The sequence below is a fragment of the Streptococcus mitis genome, from assembly GCF_946190325.1.
Classification (GTDB): domain Bacteria; phylum Bacillota; class Bacilli; order Lactobacillales; family Streptococcaceae; genus Streptococcus; species Streptococcus mitis_CF.
Map to the genome: position 1 here is coordinate 311,901 of NZ_CAMHZR010000002.1, position 16,347 is coordinate 328,247.

Annotated in this window: 19 protein-coding genes; 2 read left to right on the forward strand and 17 right to left on the reverse strand. The window is 41.1% G+C overall.

The genetic code is table 11. From position 1 onward, the window contains the following. Positions 1 to 153 precede the first annotated feature (153 nt). The 17 genes from N8M95_RS04475 to N8M95_RS04555 all read right to left on the reverse strand — a co-directional run bounded on the left by N8M95_RS04475 (position 154) and on the right by N8M95_RS04555 (position 14,087). Complete coding sequence (locus tag N8M95_RS04475) at positions 154 to 933, reverse strand: Rgg family transcriptional regulator (RefSeq protein WP_261116692.1); 780 nt, start codon at positions 931 to 933, stop codon at positions 154 to 156. Positions 934 to 1,152: 219 nt separating this feature from the next. Then, positions 1,153 to 1,845: a methionine ABC transporter permease gene (locus N8M95_RS04480; protein WP_000444647.1), complete on the reverse strand. Its 693-nt coding sequence runs from the start codon at positions 1,843 to 1,845 to the stop codon at positions 1,153 to 1,155. Between the two features lies 1 nt (position 1,846). Continuing rightward, positions 1,847 to 2,908 (reverse strand): methionine ABC transporter ATP-binding protein, encoded by a 1,062-nt coding sequence (locus tag N8M95_RS04485; protein WP_000085666.1) that lies wholly within the window; start codon positions 2,906 to 2,908, stop codon positions 1,847 to 1,849. Next, positions 2,901 to 4,274 (reverse strand): M20 family metallopeptidase, encoded by a 1,374-nt coding sequence (locus N8M95_RS04490; RefSeq protein WP_000231807.1) that lies wholly within the window; start codon positions 4,272 to 4,274, stop codon positions 2,901 to 2,903. The genes N8M95_RS04485 and N8M95_RS04490 overlap by 8 nt, the downstream gene beginning before the upstream one ends. A gap of 96 nt (positions 4,275 to 4,370) precedes the next feature. Next, entirely contained in the window at positions 4,371 to 5,225 is an 855-nt protein-coding gene (locus N8M95_RS04495) for a MetQ/NlpA family ABC transporter substrate-binding protein (protein ID WP_033685605.1), read from the reverse strand. A gap of 153 nt (positions 5,226 to 5,378) precedes the next feature. Next, entirely contained in the window at positions 5,379 to 6,209 is an 831-nt protein-coding gene (locus N8M95_RS04500) for an amino acid ABC transporter substrate-binding protein (protein ID WP_020901826.1), read from the reverse strand. Between the two features lie 209 nt (positions 6,210 to 6,418). Further along, complete coding sequence (locus N8M95_RS04505) at positions 6,419 to 6,742, reverse strand: AzlD domain-containing protein (protein ID WP_020901825.1); 324 nt, start codon at positions 6,740 to 6,742, stop codon at positions 6,419 to 6,421. Next, on the reverse strand, positions 6,732 to 7,427 hold the full coding sequence (locus N8M95_RS04510) for an AzlC family ABC transporter permease (RefSeq protein WP_261018506.1): 696 nt from the start codon (positions 7,425 to 7,427) through the stop codon (positions 6,732 to 6,734). The genes N8M95_RS04505 and N8M95_RS04510 overlap by 11 nt, the downstream gene beginning before the upstream one ends. 125 nt (positions 7,428 to 7,552) lie before the next feature. Beyond that, positions 7,553 to 8,065 (reverse strand): HdeD family acid-resistance protein, encoded by a 513-nt coding sequence (locus tag N8M95_RS04515; protein WP_023948489.1) that lies wholly within the window; start codon positions 8,063 to 8,065, stop codon positions 7,553 to 7,555. Between the two features lie 49 nt (positions 8,066 to 8,114). Next, complete coding sequence (locus N8M95_RS04520) at positions 8,115 to 8,336, reverse strand: TetR/AcrR family transcriptional regulator (RefSeq protein WP_004250194.1); 222 nt, start codon at positions 8,334 to 8,336, stop codon at positions 8,115 to 8,117. Between the two features lie 143 nt (positions 8,337 to 8,479). Next, positions 8,480 to 9,706, reverse strand: coding sequence for an MFS transporter (locus tag N8M95_RS04525; RefSeq protein WP_000862437.1), 1,227 nt, complete (start codon positions 9,704 to 9,706; stop codon positions 8,480 to 8,482). A gap of 71 nt (positions 9,707 to 9,777) precedes the next feature. Next, positions 9,778 to 10,443 (reverse strand): CPBP family intramembrane glutamic endopeptidase, encoded by a 666-nt coding sequence (locus tag N8M95_RS04530; protein WP_023948227.1) that lies wholly within the window; start codon positions 10,441 to 10,443, stop codon positions 9,778 to 9,780. Between the two features lie 240 nt (positions 10,444 to 10,683). Continuing rightward, positions 10,684 to 11,547, reverse strand: a complete 864-nt coding sequence (locus N8M95_RS04535) for an XRE/MutR family transcriptional regulator (RefSeq protein ID WP_024056512.1) — start codon at positions 11,545 to 11,547, stop codon at positions 10,684 to 10,686. Between the two features lie 103 nt (positions 11,548 to 11,650). After that, a complete protein-coding gene (gene tsaD / locus N8M95_RS04540) occupies positions 11,651 to 12,661 on the reverse strand; it encodes a tRNA (adenosine(37)-N6)-threonylcarbamoyltransferase complex transferase subunit TsaD (RefSeq protein ID WP_261078320.1) in 1,011 nt (336 codons plus the stop codon). Further along, on the reverse strand, positions 12,651 to 13,088 hold the full coding sequence (gene rimI, locus N8M95_RS04545) for a ribosomal protein S18-alanine N-acetyltransferase (protein WP_261116693.1): 438 nt from the start codon (positions 13,086 to 13,088) through the stop codon (positions 12,651 to 12,653). The genes tsaD and rimI overlap by 11 nt, the downstream gene beginning before the upstream one ends. Beyond that, a complete protein-coding gene (gene tsaB / locus N8M95_RS04550; RefSeq protein WP_000865680.1) occupies positions 13,085 to 13,768 on the reverse strand; it encodes a tRNA (adenosine(37)-N6)-threonylcarbamoyltransferase complex dimerization subunit type 1 TsaB in 684 nt (227 codons plus the stop codon). The genes rimI and tsaB overlap by 4 nt, the downstream gene beginning before the upstream one ends. Positions 13,769 to 13,871: 103 nt before the next feature. Then, positions 13,872 to 14,087, reverse strand: a complete 216-nt coding sequence (locus N8M95_RS04555) for a hypothetical protein (protein WP_000282478.1) — start codon at positions 14,085 to 14,087, stop codon at positions 13,872 to 13,874. Positions 14,088 to 14,367: 280 nt separating this feature from the next. On the opposite strand from N8M95_RS04555, the gene N8M95_RS04560 reads away from it, so the two are divergent. Next, positions 14,368 to 14,601, forward strand: coding sequence for a DNA-dependent RNA polymerase subunit epsilon (locus N8M95_RS04560; protein ID WP_024057074.1), 234 nt, complete (start codon positions 14,368 to 14,370; stop codon positions 14,599 to 14,601). A gap of 1 nt (position 14,602) precedes the next feature. Next, on the forward strand, positions 14,603 to 16,282 hold the full coding sequence (gene rnjA / locus N8M95_RS04565; protein ID WP_000331983.1) for a ribonuclease J1: 1,680 nt from the start codon (positions 14,603 to 14,605) through the stop codon (positions 16,280 to 16,282). The last annotated feature ends 65 nt before the right edge of the window (positions 16,283 to 16,347 follow it).

Consider the following 16,347-nt stretch of genomic DNA (forward strand, 5'->3'; position numbering starts at 1 on the left):
CTATTGAAGCCAGTATAACAAAAAAAGCGGGTCTCCCCACTTTTTTGTAATATATTTTTTCTGAAAATAGAAACTCTAGCGCCTAGATACTACTAATTATCAATCCATCTACAAGGCTATTTATTTTTCATCGGTCGATGTAATGAGAATATATTACAAATCTTTATTTGAAAGCTGATTTGCAAAATAGTTTTCATAATATCTTGCACCATCTACATACTCTAAATCTTGTAAGATTGTAATGCCTCTTTGGATTTTTTCAAGCCCCTTATTTTCTACTTTAAAAATAGTATCATAATACCCTTTAGCAATCATATAAATGATTTTTAGATAAGCTTGAGATTCTGGTAAATCTCGTTTTTCAATCTGAAAAACAAAATAGTCTGCTTTTAATTTATCCTTTTCCTCTATCGCTTTAAAGAGTCCATTAATCAAAATAGTGTCAATACCAACTTTGTTACTCGGTAAAGAGCCTAATAAATCCGTCTTTTGTAACATCTCCCTAGAATATTTAAAATAGAGGGGCAGAGGAAACAAAGTAGAAATCGTTGAAAATAGTTCCAATTCATAATTTCCCCAGATATCAATAGTAAAAAAATAGTCGTAGAGAAAAGTCAGTTCTTCATCCGTTGCTCTTATTTCTGAATCAAAAAACACAAGAAGGCTTTTGATACGAATCATTTGTAAAAGATAGCTCTTTTCACCACTTAATCTATACTTTTGAGTCGTCTCTTCATACAAGGAATGGAGAGAATCAATCCCTTCTCTATCATATAGTTCCCAGAGATTTTCTTGAAAAGCCAAAAACTTTTTCTGAGAAAAACCACGTACCAAGTACATAAATTCATTCAAATCAGAGTTAATGTTATCTAAGGCAGTAATCAATTTCATAGAAGATAATTCTGCTTCTCCACGCTCAAATTTGCTCAGCATGGAATAAGTAAACTCTCCTCCCGTCGCCTCCTGTAGAGATACATTTCGACTCTTTCTCAATTCTTTAAAAACTTCTCCCAGATTTTGCATATTGACTCCCCACAATTCTTAACTCTCTTACTCATAAAAGTAACAATTGATAGCAACCAGTACAGAGAATTTTAAGTCTTGACTATAACGACAACTCCTATGAATGATGTACAGATGGCCTAATTCTCTTTATTTATGGCTCAATTTCTTGGTCAAGAAGTCTCCCAAGAATTGGATAGCAAAGATGATCAGAATGATAATGATGGTTGCCAAAATGGTCACATCGTGATTATAGCGGTTAAATCCATAAGCAATGGCTACGTTACCAATACCACCTGCTCCAACCGCACCCGCCATGGCTGTTTCACCGACTAGTGAAATCAAGGTTACAGTCGTTACACGGATCAAATCTGGAAGACCTTCGGATAGGTAAACTCCTACGATGTCCCAGAAGGTCGCTCCACTAGCTTGAGCTGCCTCAATGACACCACCATCTAGCTCAGCCAATACCACCTGTACTTGACGGGCAAAGAAGGCAAAGACTGCAAAAGATAGCGGTACGATAGCCGCATTTGGACCAATGCTTGTCCCTACAATTAGATGGGAGAAGGGTGACAAGACTGCCAAGAGAATGATAAATGGTACCGCACGGAAAATAGAGGTAATCTTATCTAAAATCCAGAAAACGACCTTATTTTCCAAGACACCACCTGGCGCTGTCAAAACAAGGAAAAGACCTGCCACTAGCCCCAAGAACCCTCCGATGATGAAAGAAAGAACTGTCATATAGAGGGTTAAGTAGATGGCTGTTCCCCAGCCTGCTTGACCAGCCCAACCCATCTTATAGACATTTGGCAAATAGGTTTGAATCAATGATTCCATCTTACTGTCCTCCCTTCAATACTTTTAGTTGTACGCCTGCTTGACGAATGGCTTCTTGAGCGCCTGCTAGCGCTGCTTTTTCACCAGACAGTACCACAACCAATTCTCCAACAGGAGTACCATCGAGGATTTCGATATTTCCATAGAGAATATTAGCCGTTACTTGGTAATGCTTGTACAATTCATTCAAAAGTGGCTCGTCTGTTGAAGCACCTGCGTACTTGAGTTGCACCAAAAGGCTGTTTTCAGACAAGTGTTCCACAATTTCTTGCTTCTCGATTTTGACCATGGCTTCGTCAATACCTGTAGCTGTTGAGATAAAGTCTTGAGTCAAAGGTTGTTTAGGGTCTGAGAATATTTCAAGGACGCTGCCCTCTTCAATCAAATGCCCGTCCTGCATAACTGCTACACGATTGGCGATGTCTTTGACAATCTGCATTTCATGCGTAATCAAGACAACAGTTAAGCCTAATTTTTGGTTCAAATCTTGCAACAAGGCCAAAATCTGCTTTGTTGTCTTAGGGTCAAGGGCAGAAGTTGACTCATCTGAAATCAAGATTTTTGGATCATTTGCCAAGGCACGCGCAATGGCCACACGCTGTTTTTGCCCTCCAGATAGTTGTGAAGGGTAGTTTTCAGCACGGTCTGCTAAGCCAACCAAATCCAATAACTTAGCTACTTTAGCCTTCTTTTCTTCCTTGCTGAGTCCAGAGTGTTTAAGGGCAAAGGCTACATTCTCCTCTGCTGTCTTTTGGCTCATCAGGTTAAAATGCTGGAAAATCATTCCAATATCTTGACGTTTACGACGCAACTGCTCGGCCGTCAAGGTCACCTTGCCATCAAAAATCACATCGTCATCAATGGTAATTTTCCCTGCAGATGGCTTTTGCAAGAGATTAATCACCCGTACAAGGGTTGATTTCCCTGCTCCAGAATATCCAACGATTCCGTAGATATCCCCTTCTTGGATGTGAATGGTCACATCCTTGACCGCTGTGATGGTTCTCTTCTTTTGGTGAAAAGTCACATCGATCTGATCTAACTTGATAATATCTCTACTCATAGCTTCTAATCAGCTCCTCTACTAATTCAATATGGGTGTAGTAATCGGCGATTCGCACGTTCTCATCTCCACCGTGGTCTCGGCTATTGGCATTCCCTAAACCGAAGGCCACCATTGGCACCTCTAGGGCATCAAAGACCGTATGCATAGGCCCTGTCCCTGCTGTCGTCGGCAAGACTGAAACGCCCTGTGGATAGAATTTCTTGGCCAACTCGATTACATTGAGAATGGCTGGTGCGCTCATATCGCTTCGATAGCTCATCTCTCCCAAGGTATAGTATAATTCTACCTTATCAAAGCCATTTTTGTCTAGCTGTTTCCGAATTTTTTCCAGAACATCATGCGGTTCTAGACCAGGAACCAAACGAACCTCTAGCTTAGCACTGGCTTCTGCTGGCAAAATCGTTTTAACCCCTTGTCCTTGGTAACCTGACTGAATCCCTTCGATATTGAGAGCAGGTTCAAAAAAGAAACGTTTTAGAAAGGCTGCGCGATCCTCTTGTAAGAGAGGCAATTCCAAACCATAAATCTGGCTGATTTCCCCTGGATTTCGTTGGGCGTAAGTATCCACCAAGGCCAATTCACGTTCATTTGGCTCTTGAACTTCTTCGTACAAACCTTCAACCAAGATACGGCCATCTGCGGCACGAAGAGACTGTAAGGCTTGAAGGAGATACCAGGGAGCTGATTCCACAACCCCACCATAACTAGAATGGATATCCACATCAGCGCTTTTCACCTTGGCATCAAAGGTCACAATCCCCTTATTTCCACCAGAAATTTCCAGCTGTTCCAAGGCATTTTTGGTTCCTTGTTCCCAGACCAACAAATCTGCACCACGGAGTTTATCCGCATGCTTTTCTAGATACTTATCTAGGTCTGTCGAAGCGGATTCCTCCGCTCCCTCCATGATAAAACTGATATTGACAGGCAGGTCATCATGGTGCTGCATGTATTTTCTCAAAGCACTCAAACGAGCCGTGATATGACCCTTGTCGTCATCAACCCCACGCCCATACATAAAGCCATTGCGGACCGAAAGCGTAAAGGGATCCTCTGTCCACACCTGATCCCCATCCGCTGGCACAGTGTCATAGTGGTTATAGAAAATCAGGGTCTTGGCATCTGGACGCGAACTCTTGAAATGTGCCATGACAAAGGGCGCCGTATAAGTCTCATCAATCTCCACTTCAGCCCCCACACGCTTGAAAATCTCACCCAGATAGTTGGCAACTTCTTTGAGACCCACCTGTTGGGCAAAGACCGATTTCTTAGAAATCAAGGTACGCAAAACCTCAAAATAATGCTGGGCTACATGATCCTTTTCAAATTTTTCAATCTGTTCTTGTTCGCTAGGAAAAACCATATTCTCTCTACCTTTCTATGAACTACTCTTCCTGACAATCCATGCTCTATACAAAAGCAAGAGGTGGAATTTTCTCTCCCACCTCCCTGTTTCTTATTACCAAACTGGTTGATCCAAACCGTCTGATGTTTCTTCGATAACTTTTTTCACTTCATCTGTGTGGTAAGCTGCGATCACTTTCTTGATAGCATCAGCTTTTGGTGATGTTTCCCAATCTTTTTTCGCAACGATGATGTTGTACCATTGTTTTGAATTTTCATCAGCTTGTTCTTTGAAAAGTGCTTTCTTGTAGTCCAATTTTGCTTCTGTAACGAAGGTATTGTTTACAACGGCAGCGTCAACTGATGACAATGAACGAGCTGTTTGGCTAGCATCCAATTCAGTGATTTTCAAGTTCTTTGGATTTTCTTTGATGTTAGCAACTGTTGCAAGAGCAGTTCCAGAAACATCCAATTTAATCAAGCCAGCTGATTGAAGCAAGTAAAGTGCACGACTTTCGTTTGTAGCGTCGTTTGGTACAGCGATTTCTCCGTTTGCTGGGATGTCTTCTACTTTAGTGTACTTGTTGTCACTTCCATTCAAACCTGAGTAAAGACGGATTGGAGAGATGTAAGTATCTGCAATCGCTACAAGGTCTTTTCCGTTTTCTTTGTTCCAGTTGTTCAAGAAGTTATAGTGTTGGAAAGCGTTCAAATCTACTTCGCCATCAGCAGTTGCCTTGTTTGGTTGTGAGTAGTCTGTGAACTCTGTAAATTCCAAAGTAATACCGTCTTTTTTAACTAATTCTTGAACTTTATCCCAACGAGCTTCTTCAGAACCGCTACGGTTAACAGTTGCGATTTTGATAGTTGTTGCATTGTCTGCTTTCTTTTCTGAGTTTCCGCAAGCTGCAAGAGCCAAACCTGCGACTGTAGCAAGGGCTGCTACACCAAGCCATTTTTTAATTTTCATGATTCTTTCTCCTTAAAAATAATACCGTACTAGTATCTCACAATTTGTTTGATTTCACAAATTGTTATTAGATAGTCAGATATATAGCTTAAAACTATATCACTAAAAATTGAGAAATCACCCACCTTACTCAGAATGGATGATTTCAAGAAATTATTTAATATCAGCTTCTGCTGGTAGATAAGTGTCTCCGAAGAATTGTTTAGACAATTTTTCAAGGGTTCCGTCTTTGTAGAGTTCTTGGATGCGTTTGTCTACAAATGTTTTCAACTCATCTTGACCTTTGGCAAGAAGTGGGTAAACGTAAGGTTGTTGGTCGCTTGGAAGTTCGATAACTTTCAAGTTGTCCAAACCTTGGTTCTTGATAACTGTTTCAACACCGATTTTATCAAAAATCTTGTAGTCAAACTGGCCATCGCTCAAACGTCCCATGATTTGTTGGAAGTCAGCTCTAGTATAGTTAAGGACAGTTGGATTATCTGAGTGTTGTTTGTTGTAGTCTTCTAACTGTTTAGCAGATGTTGTCCCTTGAACAACTTCTGTTGATTTTCCACCGATATCATCAAGCGATTTGATGCTAGAATCATCTTTTTTCACTACAAGAACGTTAGGGTTTTTAGCGGTTGGCGCTGCGTAAAGGTATTTTTCAGCACGTTCTTTAGTGTAGCTGATGTTGTTAACGGCCATTTGGTAACGGTCAGCATCAAGTCCTGCAAAGACACCTGACCACTCAGTCTTCTCAAACTTGACATCATACTTGTCAGAGTCTTTAAAGATAGCGCGAACCACTTCAATTTCATAACCAGTCAATTCACCATTTTCTTCATAGTTGAATGGTTTTGGTGAAGCATTGGTTGCAACGATAATTTCTTTCTTGCTAGCTGCTTCTCCTTCTTTCTTAGCACCACCTGAACAAGCTGCTAACACACCTGCAGCAACAAGGCCTAAGGCAGCAAGAGATGAGTATTTAACGATTTTTTTCATGTCATTTCCTCCAAAATAGAATACCTTATAATCTTAACAGAAAAAGAGCATTTACGCCATTATATGATATCTATCTCTGTGATAGGTTTTCTTTATGGCTAATTTATACTCAATGAAAATCAAAGAGCAAACTAGGAAGCTAGCCACAAGCTGTACTTGAGTACGGTAAGGCGACGCTGACGTGGTTTGAATTTGATTTTCGAAGAGTATTAAAAGACCAAACGCAAGACTCCAATCAAGACCACTCCAAAGAGAACTGTGCCGACTAGATTACGGTAGCGAAAGGCTACCCAAGCTGTTGGAAAGACTGCTAAGAAGTCCAGCCATTTGATTTGAGGAAGACTCCCAACCTTGCCTGTCACTACGCTTGAAAGAATCAAGGCAAAGATAATAGAAACGGGCAAGAATTTCAAAAAACGCTCAACGATTGCAGGCAAGCCCTTATACTTGACCAAGATGAAGGGAATCATACGGGGAATCCAAGTCACTAAGCCAGAGAAAATAACTGCTAATAAAAGATACTTACTGACCATCTAAAACCACCCCCATTGTACAACCAAGTAGCGTCGCAAACAGAACAGCTAATGACTGAGACACCACTGCCAAGAGTAAAAAGAAGGACACCGCAACAACTGCTAGAATAATAAGCAGATTGCGGACAGGAATCCGTCTTTGCATAATCTGGAATTGCGAAGCAAAAATTCCAATGAACATCCCAACCAGGGCAAAATCCAAGCCAAAGATTTCTGGATTTGGCAGCAGACCACCCAGAGCCGTTCCGACAACTGTCCCCACAAACCAAGCCACATAGCTGTTGAGATTGTTTCCGTGCATCCACATAGGATTGACCTTGTCTGTATGGGCCAATTCGCCCATCAAAACACCATAAGTCTCATCTGTCAAGAGGCTAGACATACCGATATTTTGCCAGAGACTGGTATGACGGAAATAGGTTGATGCGTGCAAGCTCAACAAAAAGAGACGCAAATTGATCAAAAAGACCGTCATAGCAATAGCTGCCACAGGAGCTTGAACCGCAATCAAGGCCAACATGGCAAACTGGGCGCTCCCAGCATAAACAAAGAGGCTCATCAAGCCCATCTCCACAGGTGTCACATAGGGCGCACCGATAATCCCACAGGCCAGGCCGATACTGACATAACCAAGGGCTGTTGGCATGGCTGCCTGCGCCCCCTCCCAAAATCCTTTTTCTTTCATCTTTCTCCTCATATCGTCTTAATAAATGGGCTGAATCAGTTCCAGCCACAGCATGGACTATTATAACACATTCAGGAAAGAGAAAAAAGTCTGCTGATTGTAATCAGACAGACTCCATTTTATTCTTATTTAATCTTGAAGAATTGAACAATTGCCACAATACCTTGATAAATAAAGACAAAGGCAATGGTGTAACTAATATAGAGACCGGTCATCAATGGGTATCCCATCATGATTAAACCTGCTACGATTCCTAAAATCCCCATCCAAACTAGAGGGGTACCTACCGATTTATCCGTCTTACGAACCTTGAAACCAACGATAGTTTTTGTAATACCATTTGTCAAGGCCCATAAAGAAATGATAAATGGTACAAATGTTACCATTTCAATAAAGCTACCTGAGAATAAGGTAAGAGCGAGGATGAGGGTAACAATTCCTCCAAATAAATTCCAGCCATGCTTTTCTTCTGATTTGAAGTATTGTACAATCTCAGAAATCCCTTGAACTGCAAATACAAGTGCAAACAAGAAAGTCATGGAAGCCAAGCTAATAAGAGGATGTGCAAACATATTAAAACCTGCAAAAACTGCAAAAATACCCGCAATTAGTAACAACCATTTCCAAATTTTCGACATTATTTTTCTCCTTTTTTAGAGGAATCTTCCTCTAGTATTCCATAAATCATCATATCCAAAACCTGTGATAATTGATGTTCATATCCTGAAACCAAGTTAGATAGAGGTCTGATTTCCCTGAAAAATTATGATACAAAACTCCTTTGGCAATACCATCCACTTTACAAAGTTCATTGATGACAAAACCTTGATAGCCTTTTGTAGCAAATTCAAACAAAGCAGCGGTAATGATTTTCTCTCTTCGTAGTCTTGTTTTTTCTTCTTTTCTCATGTATTTACCTCTACATTTTTTAATTATAAACCGATTGGTCTAAAATGTCAAGCAACTTTCTCAAAAATTTAACAGTCTGCTGATTGTAGCCATCATAAACAGACTGGAATCCAGTCTCAAACATATAATATACACATTCTTCGCTAAATGTTTTCACGGATATTCAAGAGTATGATAAAGGCAGCTAGAAGAAATAGCAATAAAACAAAGCTAACTGCCAGAGTTCCAAAGCTAGTAGCAATGGTTACCAAAGCTATTGTAAATAAGCTAGGTAAAACAACTGTAATGGCGCCGATAGAGGATTGAACTGCTCCCATTGACTCCTCAGGTATTTGTTTAAAAATGAGTTCCTGTAATCGAGGAGAGAGGATACCTGCGAAAAAGGCATCCAAGGCACTAAAGATAAGAATCCAGTCAAAACGAACTGCCACAAAGCCAACTAAAAGGAGTAATTGGATAATAAGCGAGGCATATAGGGCTAGTTTTATGGAGATTGTATTCTTCAGATAGCCACTCACAAGGCTTCCGACAATAAGGGCTGACAATTCAAGGGTGGATAACAAGGCAAGAGATTGACCTGTTTGTAAATTCAAAAAGGGCTGATTCCTCAAAAACAGAGTAGAAACAGGAACTGTAACATTTATCACTGCTTGACTAATAGAGATAATAAACAAAACCAAGAGCACCTTATTCATATTCCATATCAATTTTGATGATTGGAGCAGATGCTGGCAAAAGGATTTTACAGAGAGTCCTTCTTGATAGCTAATCGTTTTTTCTACTTTCAAGAGGTCTGTTTTTATGAAAAGAATACCTAAAAATGCGATTAAAAAGGTCAGAGCATTCAGTAAGGAAATAGACTGGATAGATAGAATACCTAGTAAGACTCCTCCTAGAATATTACTGATTGTTTTCACTAAACTAACAGTTGACTGTTTAAATCCAATAGCTTCTGCCAGATGGTCTTGCCCAATAATTCTAATGAAAATCGGAGTGAGCATGGCGCCTGAAAAATAACTCAATGTGTCAGATAAGAGGTTAATCAGACAAATAAATGCTACTAATAACAAGGAAAAGGACTGCCCTGAAAGTGATAAAGAAACGATAGAGTAAAGCAAAAATTTTGCAAAACTAATCATTGTATATTTTAGGACACGATGATGTTGAAAATCCGCCAAAACTCCCAGAAAGATTTGCAGAACTTGAGGAAGGGTTTCTGAAATCGTGATCAGTAAAATCGCCAAAGGGGCAAAAGATGCATCTGCCACATAATTCAAAAAGGCCAGATAAAAAATCGTATCCCCAACCGTTGAAATCCACTGGTTGATGGTTAATTGCCTAAAATCTCTATTTTGAAGAAATACTTTCATCACAACTCCTTTTTGAATTCAAATGGGAATCTTTCCCCAAGGATAGACCACGATACTACTAACAACCAAAATTACAGTAACATCAAAAGCTGACCAATGCCATTGTAGACTATATGCAATCCAATAGGCCAATAAATTGACTTTGTTACTCTAAATAAGACTGCAAATATAAGGCCGCCACCCATATAGTAGACAAAGTCTGTCAAGACCCAACCATGACTACTAATGTGCAAGATTCCAAATAATATAGCTGATCCGAGTACATCCAGTCCCCATTTCTTCCCTTTTTCCAGAGCAGTCATCACTAATCCACGATAAATCATCTCTTCAAAAATGGGGCCTGCAATCACAGGATAAAAAAAATACATCAAAAATGCCGTAGCTCCTGTAAAAGTAGGAGCAGCATGTTGATAAGAAATTTCATTTCGAGTAGGTGGAAAAATAAAAAATGTAACAAAATTCCAAATAACAAAAGCAAGAAGAGCTAGAAAAGAATAGAAAAGATAGGACCCTTTAAACTTTCTACTATTGATTTGTTGCCATCTCCCTGACTTAGTCATAGCAAAAAAAGCAAGAAGAACTACAAGAAAATTCAACATCATATCCGACAAATAGTAGGCAAAGTCAGATAGACCAGTAACAAGGTTGCTGCGTAAAACTAGACCACTGAACTTCTGGTCAGCAATAACTAGTAGAAAAGCTATAAACAAGTAGTAGCGTGAGATTATCTTTTTCATTCTATTTTCTCCTATACTATGAAATAAAGATAGTATAACACGAAAATTGGCTTATTTTAAAAAATCGCATATTTGACATTTTTGCTTATAAAAATTTCAGATTTGCGATTTTGGTATATTTGATTATTTCACTGGTATAATAAAGTTATCACTAATTAAGGAGTGGAGCAACTATGAAAAAACAAATTTTAACATTATTGACAATCGTTGCTGAGATTATTATCATTTTCCCGTTTCTAACTAATCGATAAGTTCTTTGTATTGCTGAAAACGCAATGCGAAGAGGGCTGTTAATTGTGGATTTTCTAATACTTGCAGAGATTGGATAAAGTGTTCAATCTCTTTTTGATTGTTTCCTTTGGTTTGAAGGAAAATACTCATTTTCTTTAAAAATTGCCTCAATACTTTTTCAAAAACATCGTATGGACGAAGCATACTCTCCAGCTCAGCTTCAAAGATTGGGATGTAAGAGAAAAGTTTGCGCTCCATGAGCTCTGATATAATATTCAGAAATCCACTTTTCATATACAGTCTATTATGTACCAACTCTTTAAATTCCTTAGATTTCTCAAGTAAAGTGGTTGATAAAAATATCAAATCTTGATTGCTCAAGAAAGGCATGGTATTACAGAATATATAGAGTTCAAACCAGGTCCAAGACTCAATAGCGTAGAGGTAGGTAGTTAAAAACTCGCTATCCTCCTCTGCTAGCGGATAGCTTTTATCTAAGGAATGGATAGCATCTTTAATCACAATGGCATTCAAACGACGATAGGTCTCTGCCATCTGTTCTTGCTTGATTTTCTCCAACAGTTGCTCTAAGCCAGCGATATCTTGGTGGGCAAAGCGATCCACAACCTTTCTGCCAAATCGCATATGTGGAGATTCTTGATAGTTGTTGAGTTTGTGCCCAAATTCATCAAAGGTCACATTGATCCCTTGGATTGCTAATATGAGCTTATCCGCAGACAGCATAGACTGCCCTAGTTCAAACTTGGACAACTGAGAAGCTGTTAGTCCAGCACAAGCCACATCTGACTGCTTGAGCTTTCTCGCCAAGCGCAATTCCTTGTAAAATTCTCCTAATTCCATTCTCTCAATCATCTGACCACCTCCTATTTTTTATATAGTATATCATTATTTACAATCATTTGTCGAAATATTCTGACACTTTAGCGAGTGAAAAAGCCAGCCTTAAGCTGACTCTTTATTCCATCGTATCAAAAGCAAGACTTGGTTTGGCATTGAGGTCCAAGTCTGCGAAGTTTTCTTTATTCCACTCGCTGACGCTGGCATAGGCAATCATTCCTGCATTGTCTCCGCAAAGACGCAGAGGTGGAATGATGACCTTGACATCTGTGATTTCAGTTGCTAGGCGTTCTCTGAGACCTTTATTGGCTGCCACACCACCTGCCACGACAAGGGTTTTAACAGGGTATTTCTCCAAAGCCTTCTTGGTTTTTGCCATGAGAATATCCAGGACAGCTGCTTGGAAGGAAGCACACAAAGCCTCTGTGGACAAGCTTTCTCCCTTTTGCTCGGCATTGTGGTGAAGATTGATAAAGGCAGATTTCAAACCTGAGAATGAAAACTCCAGATTATCCTCCTTAATCATGGCACGGGGAAAATCATAAATATCCTGCCCCTGATGAGCCAGCTCGTCAATCTCACGACCTGCAGGATAGGTCAAACCCATGACACGGCCAACCTTATCATAGGCCTCACCCACTGCGTCATCTCGCGTTTCTCCAACAATCTTGTAGTCACCAGCTTCCGAAACATAAACCAACTCTGTGTGTCCACCGCTGACTAAGAGGGCTAGTAAGGGAAAGTCCAACGGCTCCACGCTCTGAGCTGCCATGAGGTGACCAGCCATATGGTTAACAGGGATAAGTGGAAGTCCATGTGCCCAAGCAAAGGCCTTGGCAGCTGACAAGCCAACTAGTAAGGCTCCGACCAAGCCCGGTCCATAGGTAACCGCAACAGCTGTCACGTCGTTTTCAGTAATTCCTGCTTCTGCTAGCGCCTCCTCGATACAGGCTGTAATGACCTCGACATGGTGACGACTGGCTACTTCAGGCACTACGCCCCCAAAACGTTTGTGGCTCTCAATCTGACTAGCAATGACATTGGACAAGAGCTCATCGTTGTTTTTCAAGACGGCAACACTAGTCTCATCACAGGATGTCTCAAATGCTAAAATATATCTATCCTTCATCTATTTCTCTCTTCATGATAATAGCGTCCTCGACTGGGTCATGGTAGTAGGCTACTCTCTCCGCGATGACTGCCATTTTTTCTTTCTTGTAAAATGCTTGCGCTCGGTGATTTGACTTTCTGACTTCGAGGAAAATCTCCTTGTCTGTCGGCAATTGAGCAAACAAGGCTGACGCAATTCCCTGACCCTGATAGTCTCCTTTAACAGCGATTTGCAAGACTTCTGCCTCAAAGATATTTTCCTGCACAGCTAGAAATCCAATCACTTCTGCCCCATCATAAGTCAGAGCATACCAAGTCTGATCTTGGGACAGGTCTGCTTGGATTTGTTCCAGCGTCCAAGGACTGACTGGGTAAACAGCTGCCATAACAGCGTAGATGGCTTGAGCCAAGTCAGGTTGCTGTTGGATTCGTTTGATTTCTATCATAGGCGTTTAATGTAAGACTCGCCAGACTCGGTGTGGTTCTTGAGCCAGTTTTCCTCAGCCTCAACGCGTTTGAGGTAATTTGGCACAAAATCGTGCAAGGAGTCTGCTTGCTTATCCCATGCCCAAAGAGCAAGATTGGCTGCATTTGGCAAGGTTTCTTTGTAATTAGTCCTTGGCAAGTGTTCTTGAATCTGCTCCACAAAGGGGCCAACTTCTCCGACAAAGGTTACCTGACTAGCCCCCTTGATTAACTCAATCACTCGCTCAAAAGGCAGGTGCGCTTCTGGCATGACAGGTTTGGCATTTTCATAAAATCCTGCATAAACATTGTTGCGACGCGCATCCATCAAAGGAACGAACAAGCCTTCTTGTTGGTAGGGCACCAGAGCCAAGAGGCTAGACATACCAACTAACTCGATGTTCAGAGTGTGAGCCAAGGTCTTGGCAGTTGCTACCGCAATTCGCAAACCTGTGTAGCTACCTGGCCCTTCCGCTACCACGATTCGGTCCAAATCCTTGGGTGTCCAATCCAAACTTGCCATCAAAAAATCGATGGCAGGCATGAGGGTAATACTGTGATTTTTCTTGATATTAATCATCGTCTCGGCAAGAACCTGCTTGTCCTCTAAAATAGCGAGAGAAAGAGCCTTGCTGGACGTATCAAAAGCTAATACTTTCATAACACATTCCTATCTTTTTGTCTGCTTACTATTATACTACAAAAGCTGGCACATGGGAATTTTCTTTACCCCCAAACAAAAATGCCCCAGCAGAGCAGGGCATCTAAGCATTTAATCCAAAGTAAAATACAAACCAAACGACATAGGTTACGAGGAGGAGAAAAAGCGAGTAGAGAGTCACAAAGGTAATTTTCCACAAGAACTTGGTTTGTCGTCGTTCCAGTTTGGCAAATAGAAGATTCCCCGCATAAACGCAAGCAACAAAAACAATAAAAGCTACCAAGCGAGCTCCGATAGCAAAAGCAAATAAGTTATACATAGGGCAACCTCCTTGACTTAAAATCTATATGGAATTATGACAAACAATAAAACTCATTTCCGTTATCAACATAACATATTTTCTTTATTTTTGCAAACGATTACCAAAAAAATCGTCCTGTGACTTTCTCGTTTCCGTCTTTTACTAATTTTTCATTTTGTGGTATAATTGAAATAATTGTAACGAATCAAGGTCAATCTAGACACAAAATGGAATGAAATCAAGCAAATCTCTGCTAAAAGTTTGGAATAAGCTGACCTGTAAAATAGAAAGGAACTATATGATTTACAAAGTTTTTTATCAAGAAACAAAAGAACGTAGCCCACGTCGCGAAACAACACGCGCACTTTACCTAGACATCGATGCCAGCTCAGAACTTGAGGGCCGTATCGCTGCTCGCCAACTTGTCGAAGAAAATCGCCCAGAGTACAACATCGAATTCATCGAACTCTTGTCTGACAAATTGCTAGATTACGAAAAAGAAACTGGCGCTTTCGAGATTACGGAGTTCTAATATGGCCTACACTCTTAAACCTGAAGAAGTCGGCGTTTTTGCCATCGGTGGTCTGGGAGAAATCGGGAAAAACACTTACGGGATTGAATACCAAGACGAGATTATTATCGTCGATGCTGGGATTAAATTCCCAGAAGATGACTTGCTGGGTATCGACTATGTCATTCCTGACTACTCTTACATCGTAGACAACATCGACCGCGTCAAGGCTGTTTTGATTACCCACGGACACGAGGACCACATTGGTGGGATTCCCTTTCTGCTCAAGCAAGCAAATGTCCCTATCTACGCTGGACCACTTGCCTTGGCTTTAATCCGTGGAAAACTCGAAGAACACGGCCTCTTGCGCAACGCCAAACTTTACGAAATCAACCACAACACTGAGTTGACCTTTAAAAATCTTAAGGCAACTTTCTTTAGAACCACTCACTCTATTCCAGAGCCTTTAGGGATTGTCATTCATACTCCTCAAGGGAAAATCGTTTGTACGGGTGACTTTAAGTTTGACTTTACACCAGTTGGTGAACCAGCAGACTTGCACCGTATGGCAGCTCTTGGTGAAGAAGGCGTACTCTGTCTCCTGTCTGACTCGACAAATGCGGAAGTGCCAACCTTTACCAACTCTGAAAAAGTCGTTGGTCAGTCCATCATGAAGATTATCCAAGGCATTGAAGGACGCATCATCTTTGCATCCTTTGCCTCAAATATCTTCCGTCTCCAGCAAGCAACTGAAGCTGCTGTTAAGACTGGACGCAAGATTGCGGTCTTTGGTCGCTCTATGGAAAAGGCCATTGTCAACGGAATCGATCTTGGCTACATCAAAGCTCCTAAGGGAACCTTTATCGAGCCAAATGAAATTAAAGACTACCCTGCGGGCGAGGTTCTCATCCTCTGTACAGGTAGTCAGGGGGAACCGATGGCTGCCCTCTCTCGTATCGCCAACGGAACCCACCGTCAGGTACAACTCCAACCTGGTGATACAGTTATCTTCTCTTCAAGTCCAATCCCTGGAAACACTACTAGCGTCAACAAGCTGATCAATATTATTTCAGAAGCTGGTGTCGAAGTTATCCACGGTAAAGTGAACAATATCCATACATCTGGACACGGTGGCCAGCAAGAGCAAAAACTCATGCTCCGCTTGATTAAGCCAAAATACTTCATGCCTGTACACGGTGAATACCGCATGCAAAAGGTCCACGCTGGACTAGCAGTGGATACTGGTGTTGAGAAGGACAATATCTTTATCATGAGCAATGGTGATGTGCTTGCCCTTACCGCAGATTCTGCTCGTATCGCAGGTCATTTCAACGCCCAAGATATCTATGTCGATGGAAATCGTATCGGTGAAATCGGTGCTGCTGTCCTTAAAGATCGTCGCGATTTATCTGAAGACGGTGTCGTTCTGGCAGTCGCAACTGTCGACTTCAAGTCTCAGATGATTCTATCTGGTCCAGACATCCTCAGCCGAGGCTTTGTCTACATGAGAGAGTCTGGCGACTTGATTCGCCAAAGCCAGCGCATCCTCTTCAATGCCATTCGTATCGCACTGAAAAACAAGGATGCTAGCGTGCAATCAGTCAATGGTGCCATTGTCAACGCTATTCGCCCCTTCCTTTATGAAAATACAGAACGTGAACCAATCATCATCCCAATGATCCTCACACCAGATGAAGAATAAAGCAAGAAAACAGCCCCGAAGACGGAGCTGTTTTTCTCTATGCTTTCTTTTGAGATTGAAACTCA

Bases quoted from the DNA above. Each gene is read 5' to 3' on its own strand.
- N8M95_RS04475 (WP_261116692.1), bottom strand. From the start codon at position 933: ATGCTGAGCAAATTTGAGCGTGGAGAAGCAGAATTATCTTCTATGAAA.
- N8M95_RS04480 (WP_000444647.1), bottom strand. From the start codon at position 1,845: ATGGAATCATTGATTCAAACCTATTTGCCAAATGTCTATAAGATGGGT.
- N8M95_RS04485 (WP_000085666.1), bottom strand. From the start codon at position 2,908: ATGAGTAGAGATATTATCAAGTTAGATCAGATCGATGTGACTTTTCAC.
- N8M95_RS04490 (WP_000231807.1), bottom strand. From the start codon at position 4,274: ATGGTTTTTCCTAGCGAACAAGAACAGATTGAAAAATTTGAAAAGGAT.
- N8M95_RS04495 (WP_033685605.1), bottom strand. From the start codon at position 5,225: ATGAAAATTAAAAAATGGCTTGGTGTAGCAGCCCTTGCTACAGTCGCA.
- N8M95_RS04500 (WP_020901826.1), bottom strand. From the start codon at position 6,209: ATGAAAAAAATCGTTAAATACTCATCTCTTGCTGCCTTAGGCCTTGTT.
- N8M95_RS04505 (WP_020901825.1), bottom strand. From the start codon at position 6,742: ATGGTCAGTAAGTATCTTTTATTAGCAGTTATTTTCTCTGGCTTAGTG.
- N8M95_RS04510 (WP_261018506.1), bottom strand. From the start codon at position 7,427: ATGAAAGAAAAAGGATTTTGGGAGGGGGCGCAGGCAGCCATGCCAACA.
- N8M95_RS04515 (WP_023948489.1), bottom strand. From the start codon at position 8,065: ATGTCGAAAATTTGGAAATGGTTGTTACTAATTGCGGGTATTTTTGCA.
- N8M95_RS04520 (WP_004250194.1), bottom strand. From the start codon at position 8,336: ATGAGAAAAGAAGAAAAAACAAGACTACGAAGAGAGAAAATCATTACC.
- N8M95_RS04525 (WP_000862437.1), bottom strand. From the start codon at position 9,706: ATGAAAGTATTTCTTCAAAATAGAGATTTTAGGCAATTAACCATCAAC.
- N8M95_RS04530 (WP_023948227.1), bottom strand. From the start codon at position 10,443: ATGAAAAAGATAATCTCACGCTACTACTTGTTTATAGCTTTTCTACTA.
- N8M95_RS04535 (WP_024056512.1), bottom strand. From the start codon at position 11,547: ATGATTGAGAGAATGGAATTAGGAGAATTTTACAAGGAATTGCGCTTG.
- tsaD (WP_261078320.1), bottom strand. From the start codon at position 12,661: ATGAAGGATAGATATATTTTAGCATTTGAGACATCCTGTGATGAGACT.
- rimI (WP_261116693.1), bottom strand. From the start codon at position 13,088: ATGATAGAAATCAAACGAATCCAACAGCAACCTGACTTGGCTCAAGCC.
- tsaB (WP_000865680.1), bottom strand. From the start codon at position 13,768: ATGAAAGTATTAGCTTTTGATACGTCCAGCAAGGCTCTTTCTCTCGCT.
- N8M95_RS04555 (WP_000282478.1), bottom strand. From the start codon at position 14,087: ATGTATAACTTATTTGCTTTTGCTATCGGAGCTCGCTTGGTAGCTTTT.
- N8M95_RS04560 (WP_024057074.1), top strand. From the start codon at position 14,368: ATGATTTACAAAGTTTTTTATCAAGAAACAAAAGAACGTAGCCCACGT.
- rnjA (WP_000331983.1), top strand. From the start codon at position 14,603: ATGGCCTACACTCTTAAACCTGAAGAAGTCGGCGTTTTTGCCATCGGT.